A 7683-nucleotide genomic window follows, 5' to 3' on the forward strand; every position below is an offset into this window, starting at 1 on the left:
AAAAAGCAATATTCTTCGGCGCCTTGGGCTGGCTGTTATCTATAATGTGAATGCCCTCGTAGGGCTCCGACACAAAAATATATTGATCTTTTGTATAGATCTTACCCGTTACTCCAAGCGCTTTGGGTGGCTCAGATTTAGCGGTTGCCAGATAGTCCTTTACTGACATGAAAACAGGCGTATATATTTTTGTAAATACGGTTTTGCTGCACTGATCCTTTACACAGCCACTTAGGGCCCATACCATCATTGCCGTAAGGGAGAACTTAAGTATAGTAGAAATATGCATAAGGGGAGGGGGTTTTAGTGTTAAACGGACACCACAAAACAAATGTTACAGCCCTGCTGATGGGGATCTGAGCTTGAGAAGTTTAATACCCTGGTATGAACATTATGGAAGCTGGGAATGTTACTACAAACGGATGTAATAATCAATTATAGTGATGTATCTTACGTAAGTCATTTCTTTTCAATAGAAGTAGTACCAACCCGGAGGGATATAAAACTTTATAACAGATAACTTATGAAAATCAAAGCAATTGTAACCGGGGCCACCGGCATGGTAGGGGAAGGGGTATTGCTGGAGTGCCTGCAACATCCGGATGTAGAACAGGTGCTGGTCATCAATCGAAAGCCGGGAGGGATATCACATCCCAAACTGCAGGAAATTATCCATACTGATTTTTTTAACCTGTCACCTATTGAATCACAACTGTCAGGTTACAATGCCTGCTTTTTTTGCCTGGGCACCTCTTCTGTAGGCATCAGCAAAGAAGTATATCAACATATTACCTACGACCTGACCATGAGCGTAGCCAATGTGCTGGCAAAGCTCAGTCCGGATATGACCTTTTGCTATGTTACCGGCGCCGGTACTGATAGCAGCGAAAAAGGTAGTGTGGCTTGGGCCCGCGTAAAAGGCGCTACCGAAAATGCACTGATGCGCCTGTTCCGGCAGTCGTATATGTTTCGCCCTGCCTTTATGAAAGCGAGCCCGGGACAGAAAAATTTAAAGTCGTACTATAAATACTTTGCCTGGCTGTATCCTATTGGTCGTAGTCTTTACCCTGCAGGATTTTGTACCCTGAAAGAAGTAGGACTGGCCATGATAAAGGTAGCTGAAAACGGCTATCACCAAAGAATTATAAATGTGAAAGATATTGTGGAGCTGGCAAAATCCTGATACCGCCGGCAGCTCAAAAAATATGCCGGAGGCCCGCTATGCCAGCAATACGCATAGGACAAGCCTCCGGGATAATTTATTTTGAATAATGGCGTATATACCTTACCGTTAGTTACTTATCCCTTTCTCTTTTTTCAGTATAAAAATTTCTTCTACCGCTTTTTTATAACCACCTGCTGCTTTAAAAGAATCACTGATCTTTCGGATGCCCTGAAGATAGCTGGGATCATTGCATACTTTTTCTGTTGCTGCGGTGAGTACTTCGGCCGTAAGCTTGCTGGCATCCAGCACAATCGTAGCGCCGAGTGCAGCTGCTTTTTCTGCGAGTGCAGGTTGATCAGCTCCCAGCGGGATGGCCACAAACGGTGTGTTGCTGTATATTAAATCGCTGATACTATTCATCCCCGCATGCGTGATGGCTACATCGGCATAGGCTAAAATGGCGGATTGCGGTACATAATCCCGGACAATAAAATTGGTGGGAATATCATAGCCCGTAAGATCCACCTGGTACGCTGCCATTACTACCACCACCTCCTGATCTGCAAAGCTTTTGAAGAAAATAGGATAGAGCGCATGATTGTAATTGCTAAAGATCGTTCCCAGTGAAATATAGATCACCTTCTTATTTTGTAACCGCTCAAAAGGAAAGTCCATATTTTCTTTTCTCGCATAAATAGGAGGACCTACGAATTTAAAACTGTCATCAAAGAAATCCAGGTCTGGTGTGAAATATTTGGAAGTATATACCAGGTTGATATCTCCGGTATTGTAAATCATCTCCAGGAAATTTTTCGGTAAACTCACGCCATAAGTAGCATAGAGCTTTTGAGCGGCAGCTTCATAAGCGTTGAACATCGCCTCCATACCCGGAAAGGCTTCGTGAGACTGATTCATTTCTTCCAAAAAATCCTTTAAACCTGCAAAGATAGCCAAAGAAGATATGGTAGGAATATTCAGTAACGGTGATATCACTTTTGTAAAAGGAAAAGCAGCAGAGTGAATAAGGTAATCAAATCGAATGTCTTTGATCTGATCCAGGATATCGGCTACAATAGTATCGGCCTGTGAAAGCGCCAGCAGCATAGGATCATCCCCTTCCTCCGTATCCATTTTAAAAATATTCAGGTCGGCGGAATAGGCATGAAATTCCGCGCCTGTAGCAAGGATCTTTTCTTTAAACTCATCGGAAGCAAAATAAATAACTTCCTCGCCCTGCGCTACCAGCTCGCTCACCAATCCTAAGGTGGGATTGATATGCCCATGGGAAGGGACACCTAAAAAAAGCACTGTTGACATATGTAATATGTTAATTGGTTAGTAAGGTAGACGAACCAGTTGCTTTTTTATTTTAGGAAGATGTATAAAAGAGTAGTCATTCCCGCTAAAACGGGCGGCCTACCAGTGCTTCTCTTTACTACACCAGCTGTTCATTTTCTGCTGCAGCAATTGCTTTACCAGCGCCACCGATTGCGCGAATCGTTCTTCCCAGTTGCCCATAATTTCTGTATAAGGGACCTGGTATTTATCCAGGATGCGGCGGTGCGACTGGTCCAGCAAATTTCTTTCTGCCTCACTCAAACGTGTTCCGTCCTGCACATAGGGCACATCATTATTGAGATAAAGATATAGGTCTGCTTTATTTGCCTGCCAGGTGGCGGCGTCTATTTGCAGCGTTTCTCCAAAGGCATATTCGCCGTAAGACAAAGTAATATAAATATCCGTATCAATGATCAGCAGCGGGCTATGACCTGTTGCCATCCGCCGGATATTTTCAGCATGTGCATTGGCAATCAGGTAAAGATCAGGCAGACCGAAATTATTGGAATCGGCTACAATATCACGCGCCGCTTCCATCACAGCGCCGGCTTTAAAATGTTCGGCGAGCTTTGCTGTCAGCGTGGTTTTGCCTGTGGATTCTGTGCCCAGCAATACTACTTTTGTCACTAAAGATGCTTTTACGCTATCGGGCAAATATGCCCAGTTGTTGAACAAATTAGTTCTTATATGGGTGGCAGATACCGGATACAAATCCTTTTTCAGGTTAAACGGAATATGCCGGATGCCCATGAACTCCGCCACCAGATCACCATAAGGTTCGGCAGTGACCACTATATTATAATCCGGGAAAAACTGTTTAAACTGCTCCGCCCATATAGCCGATATCGTAACCGAGGTTTCGGAGGTATTGGGCAGCAGCTGTTCATCGTATTCATACGTTCGGATTTCTATATGCGGGATATGCCGGAAAGTATCTTCCAGCCAGGACTGGCGGATGGCGGCAGGTAGGGGCTCCTGGTCACTGCAACAAATCAGTACGGTTAAAAAATCACAGGCAGACAAAGCAAAGTTAATCATCGCCTCATGTCCCTTATGAAAAGGCATAAACTTTCCAAACACAAATGCTTTATTCATACGCAAGTTTAATCTAAAAACTATATTTAAAAGCTACATACACGTTCCGTGGCGCCTGCACAAAATATTGCCGCGTACCATCTGCGGCCACTGTTCCGTTGTTGTAATACTTTGTATTGCTGATGTTATTGACAAACAGTGAAACCGTATAACGGTGAAGGATATACTGTATTCTTGCATTCAGTAGTACATACCCTTTGATGCTCGCATCGTTGGCGAAGTTAATGTAAGACGCGCTTTGATACCTTCCGTTTACCGCCAGCAATAGGTTTTTGCAGCGATACGCCACTTCCTGGTTAATAAGAAATGCCGGCGTTAAAATAGGACGGAAAGTAGTGGTGGTTTCTTTTATACGGCTGTAATTAAAAGCCGAATTATTGCTGAAACTAAATGCCGTACTTAACCGGTAGGTTGCTTGTAGTTCTATCCCTGTTCTGAAACTGCGATCTACCGTATTGGTCAGCAGTAACCCATTAGGGCCCAGCTGTCCGTTCAACACAATTTCGTTTCTGAAATTCATATAGTAGCCGTTCAGTTGCAACGCCAACCGGCGTTGATGGAAGCGGATGCCCAATTCATGATCTACCACCCATTCCGGATCACGGTTCAGCAGCAGCATTTTGCCGCTGCTATCTGCCGGCAGGTCATCGTTGCCGCCAAAGATATCATTCCGCGTAGGTTCACGACCGGTTTTGCCAATGCTGTAATAAATATTTGTCTGATGGTTCAGCGCATAACTCACGCCTGCTTTAGGATTGATGAAGTGCCAGTTCATCTGTTCAAAAGGCACACTTCCTTTATAGTTAAAGGAAGAAAACCGGTATTGCAGATCGGCATACAAAGAGACCTGATGCCAGTTGTATTCTATTTTGCTGAAGGCGTTAACTTCATTTTTATAACCGTCATTTTTATACAATTCCCCCAACAGCTGATCGGTGCCCACATGCTGCCGGGTGTAAATATTGCCATGGATACCGCTGGTCCATTTCACATGCTCGTACGTGAGTGCGTAGTTACTGAAGAAGCCGGAGAAATGAGAGCGGAATCCATAGTGGAATAAATCGCCGTCCGGAGGTAATGCCAGGTAATTATTGACATCGAAATCGTAGCCACCTTTCAGAAACGTATAATAAAGACTGGAAGTAAGCGTGCCATGCGTAGTCGGCTGCCAGATGTGTTGCAGCTGTATTAACCCCTGGAAGAACTGATCTTTCTCCGCTTTGGTATTAGCGTTGGCGCGACGGTTTTTCGCAATCAGCGAATCCGCTACGGGGAGCCAGGCCATGCCGTTTTGCTGATGGCCAGCCATAACATTCATCTTCCAGGTACTTTTCTTATAGAACAATCCTCCGCTGATAAAAACAGATTGGGAGTTATTGAAAGCATGATCTTTATAGCCATCGGTGTATACCTGCGATGCCCTGACGTATAATGCTTTCCTGTTTTTGAGACCACTTTTGTATTCCCCGAAAACCCGGAAGCTGTTATAGGAGCCATAACCTATGCCCAGCGTGGCGCCGGCGGCGTCGCTTAAATCCGGCGAAAACAGTTGCATACTGCCGGCATAACTGGCCGCCCCGTTTTTGGAGGTGCCCACACCCCGCTGAATCTGTATTTTGCTAATCGAGTTCAGGATATCCGGATAGTTGGAAAAGTAGGCGCCCTGGTCTTCCGGCTCATTCAGTGGCATGCCATCCAGCGTAGTGTTGACTCTTGTTTGATCCATCCCGCGTAAACGGTAATAGGAGTATCCCTGCTGGTTGCCGGCGTCAGAATACACCGTGATAGCCGGTGTTTCAGACAAAAGAAAAGAAGGTTCCTGCCCGGTATTTTTCTCCCGCAATACCTTCATATCCATATCCTGGTAGGTGACCGGTGTGGCTTTATTTGCCCGATAGCTGATGATGACTGCTTCCAAATGCCGGCTGCTGTCTTTTTGGGGCGTTAAGGTATCTTGTGCGTGAGCTAACAAACCAAACATCAGGGGAACAAGGGTTACTAAAAAATTTCGCTTCATACAGTGTGCTAAAATGTCCCCGGTTATTAACCACACGGCTATACGTAATTGGTGTATTATAGCGATGATGGCCTGTCACACAGGGAAAGTATAATTAGTGTAATAATTACACAAATATATTGACCTATTCTGAAACTAAGCTAACACGTTTGTGTTAGTTTTGATATCGTAGGTCCATTGGCGTATCCTTAAATAAACCCAACAAAGCATTATAAAACCAGCTTCAAATATTTATCTTTATAGCTTTCTTCATCAAATACGAACATGGACATGAATAAGAAATGTATTATCGCTGGTCTGGTATGCTGTATGGGACTGGGGTTGGTGAATACTACCCAGGTAATGGGACAGGTGTCAGCTATTAAGACAGAGACGGTTAATGGTGGCTCGCTGGTAGGACGCTGGGATATTAAAGTTAATGAAAATGGTGCCGATAGGCCTTCCTGGCTGGAAGTGGAACTTTCCGGTTTCAGTACACTGGTAGGTCGTTTTGTGAGCACTGGTGGAAGTGCCAGACCTATCTCTAAAGTAAACTTCGATAATGGCAAGTTTAGTTTCGCCATCCCGCCACAATGGGAAAAAGAAGACCGCGATCTGACCCTGGAAGGAAATGTAACTGCTTCCGGCATCAGCGGTAGTATCCATACCAGTGATGGTCAAACTTATTCATTTACCGGCGTAAAAGCGCCCGATATGAAGCGTACATCGGCGCCCGTGTGGGGTAAGCCGGTGAAATTGTTCAACGGCAAAGACCTGAGCGGCTGGAAAGCATTAGGTGAAAACCAGTGGATCGTAAAAGATGGTATCCTGAGCAGCCCGCATTCAGGTGCTAACCTGATCTCCGAACAAAAGTTCAAAGATTTTAAACTGCATGTGGAATTCCGCTATCAGAAAGGCAGCAATAGCGGCGTTTATCTGAGAGGCCGTTATGAAACACAGATCATCGATAATCCTAAGACCGACCATCCCAACAGCCACCTGTTTGGAGGGGTATATGGTTTCCTGGTGCCTAATGAAATGGCAGTAGGCGTACCCGGCGAATGGCAGACGTTTGACATCACGCTGGTAGGCCGTATTGTAACGGTGATTGCCAACGGTAAAAACATCATCTGCAGCCAGGAAATTCCAGGTATCACCGGCGGTGCGCTGGACTGCAATGAAGATGAACCAGGCCCTATCTACTTCCAGGGCGACCATGGACCTATTGAGTTCAGAAACATTACCATTACGCCTGCAAAATAGAAAGAACGCAATAGCGGCCATCTCTCTAAAAAATAATAAAAAACGTGATACTGTTCTCCGGAATGTATCACGTTTTTTTATTTTACCGGAAGATGAAAATATTCATTTGAAAGAGTAGCTTTAAGCTATTCGCGTATCATATGCTATTCCCTTATGAAAAACACTATTTGCCAACGCACCCTTTTTACCACTGTTTTATTACTGGCTGTCAGCACAGCTTTGCCCGCACAGCAGCCATGGGTATCACTATCAGCCAAAGGAAGACTGGTGTATGATACCACAGCCCGGGGAGATAAAATAATGGATTTCTCTTATGCCGGTTACAAAGGAGGTGGTGTGAAGATTCCGCAGGTACCTGTGAAAATTTCCCTGCAACCCCTTGCCGGCGATAATTCCGCTGCTATTCAGGCGGCCATCGATAACGTAGGCGCGTTACCGTTGGTCAATGGCTGGAGAGGCACCGTTTTACTAGGCCCCGGTACCTGGCAATGCGATAAAACCATTACCATTCAAAACAGTGGCGTGGTGCTGACAGGCAGTGGCAACAGGGAAAACGGCACCATACTGCAGTTGTCGGGCGCGCCACATGTAGGCGTAAGCATCAAAGGTAAACCTGTATACCTGGCATCAGGGCCCGCCGCTACTATAACAGACGCTTATGTGCCCGCAGGCGCTATGCAGTTACACGTGAATAATCCAGGCGCTTTTCGCGCAGGCGATACCATTCGTATATCCAAACCCGTTACCCCGCAGTGGGTGAAATTTATGGGCATGGATGACCTGGTACGCGATGGTAAAAGTCAAACGTGGATCAACGGGGAGATTA

Annotated in this window: 6 protein-coding genes and 1 pseudogene; 3 read left to right on the forward strand and 4 right to left on the reverse strand. The window is 45.3% G+C overall.

The window, feature by feature from the left end; all coding sequences use genetic code 11:
- Positions 1-289 (reverse strand): hypothetical protein (locus VIP81_RS10110; RefSeq protein WP_331959363.1); only part of this gene is annotated, 289 nt, incomplete at its 3' end.
- 234 nt (positions 290-523) lie between these two features.
- On the opposite strand from VIP81_RS10110, the gene VIP81_RS10115 reads away from it, so the two are divergent.
- Positions 524-1183, forward strand: coding sequence for an epimerase (locus VIP81_RS10115; protein WP_331959366.1), 660 nt, complete (start codon positions 524-526; stop codon positions 1181-1183).
- Between the two features lie 108 nt (positions 1184-1291).
- Here VIP81_RS10115 and VIP81_RS10120 read toward each other — a convergent pair whose 3' ends face one another.
- The 3 genes from VIP81_RS10120 to VIP81_RS10130 form a co-directional block, all read right to left on the reverse strand.
- Positions 1292-2482 (reverse strand): macrolide family glycosyltransferase, encoded by a 1191-nt coding sequence (locus tag VIP81_RS10120; protein WP_331959368.1) that lies wholly within the window; start codon positions 2480-2482, stop codon positions 1292-1294.
- 99 nt (positions 2483-2581) lie between these two features.
- The gene (locus VIP81_RS10125) at positions 2582-3598 is read right to left on the reverse strand and encodes an AAA family ATPase (RefSeq protein WP_331959371.1); all 1017 of its coding nucleotides are present in this window, start codon (positions 3596-3598) and stop codon (positions 2582-2584) included.
- A gap of 13 nt (positions 3599-3611) precedes the next feature.
- Positions 3612-5615, reverse strand: coding sequence for a TonB-dependent receptor (locus VIP81_RS10130; RefSeq protein WP_331959374.1), 2004 nt, complete (start codon positions 5613-5615; stop codon positions 3612-3614).
- Between the two features lie 270 nt (positions 5616-5885).
- On the opposite strand from VIP81_RS10130, the gene VIP81_RS10135 reads away from it, so the two are divergent.
- Both VIP81_RS10135 and VIP81_RS10140 read left to right on the forward strand, forming a co-directional pair.
- Positions 5886-6857 carry a DUF1080 domain-containing protein gene (locus VIP81_RS10135; protein ID WP_331959377.1) on the forward strand — a complete coding sequence of 324 codons (972 nt, stop codon included), beginning with the start codon at positions 5886-5888 and terminating at the stop codon, positions 6855-6857.
- Positions 6858-7010: 153 nt separating this feature from the next.
- A pseudogene (locus tag VIP81_RS10140) lies at positions 7011-7683 on the forward strand (hypothetical protein); the annotation flags it as partial.

The organism is Chitinophaga sp. (assembly GCF_036566945.1).
Classification (GTDB): domain Bacteria; phylum Bacteroidota; class Bacteroidia; order Chitinophagales; family Chitinophagaceae; genus Chitinophaga.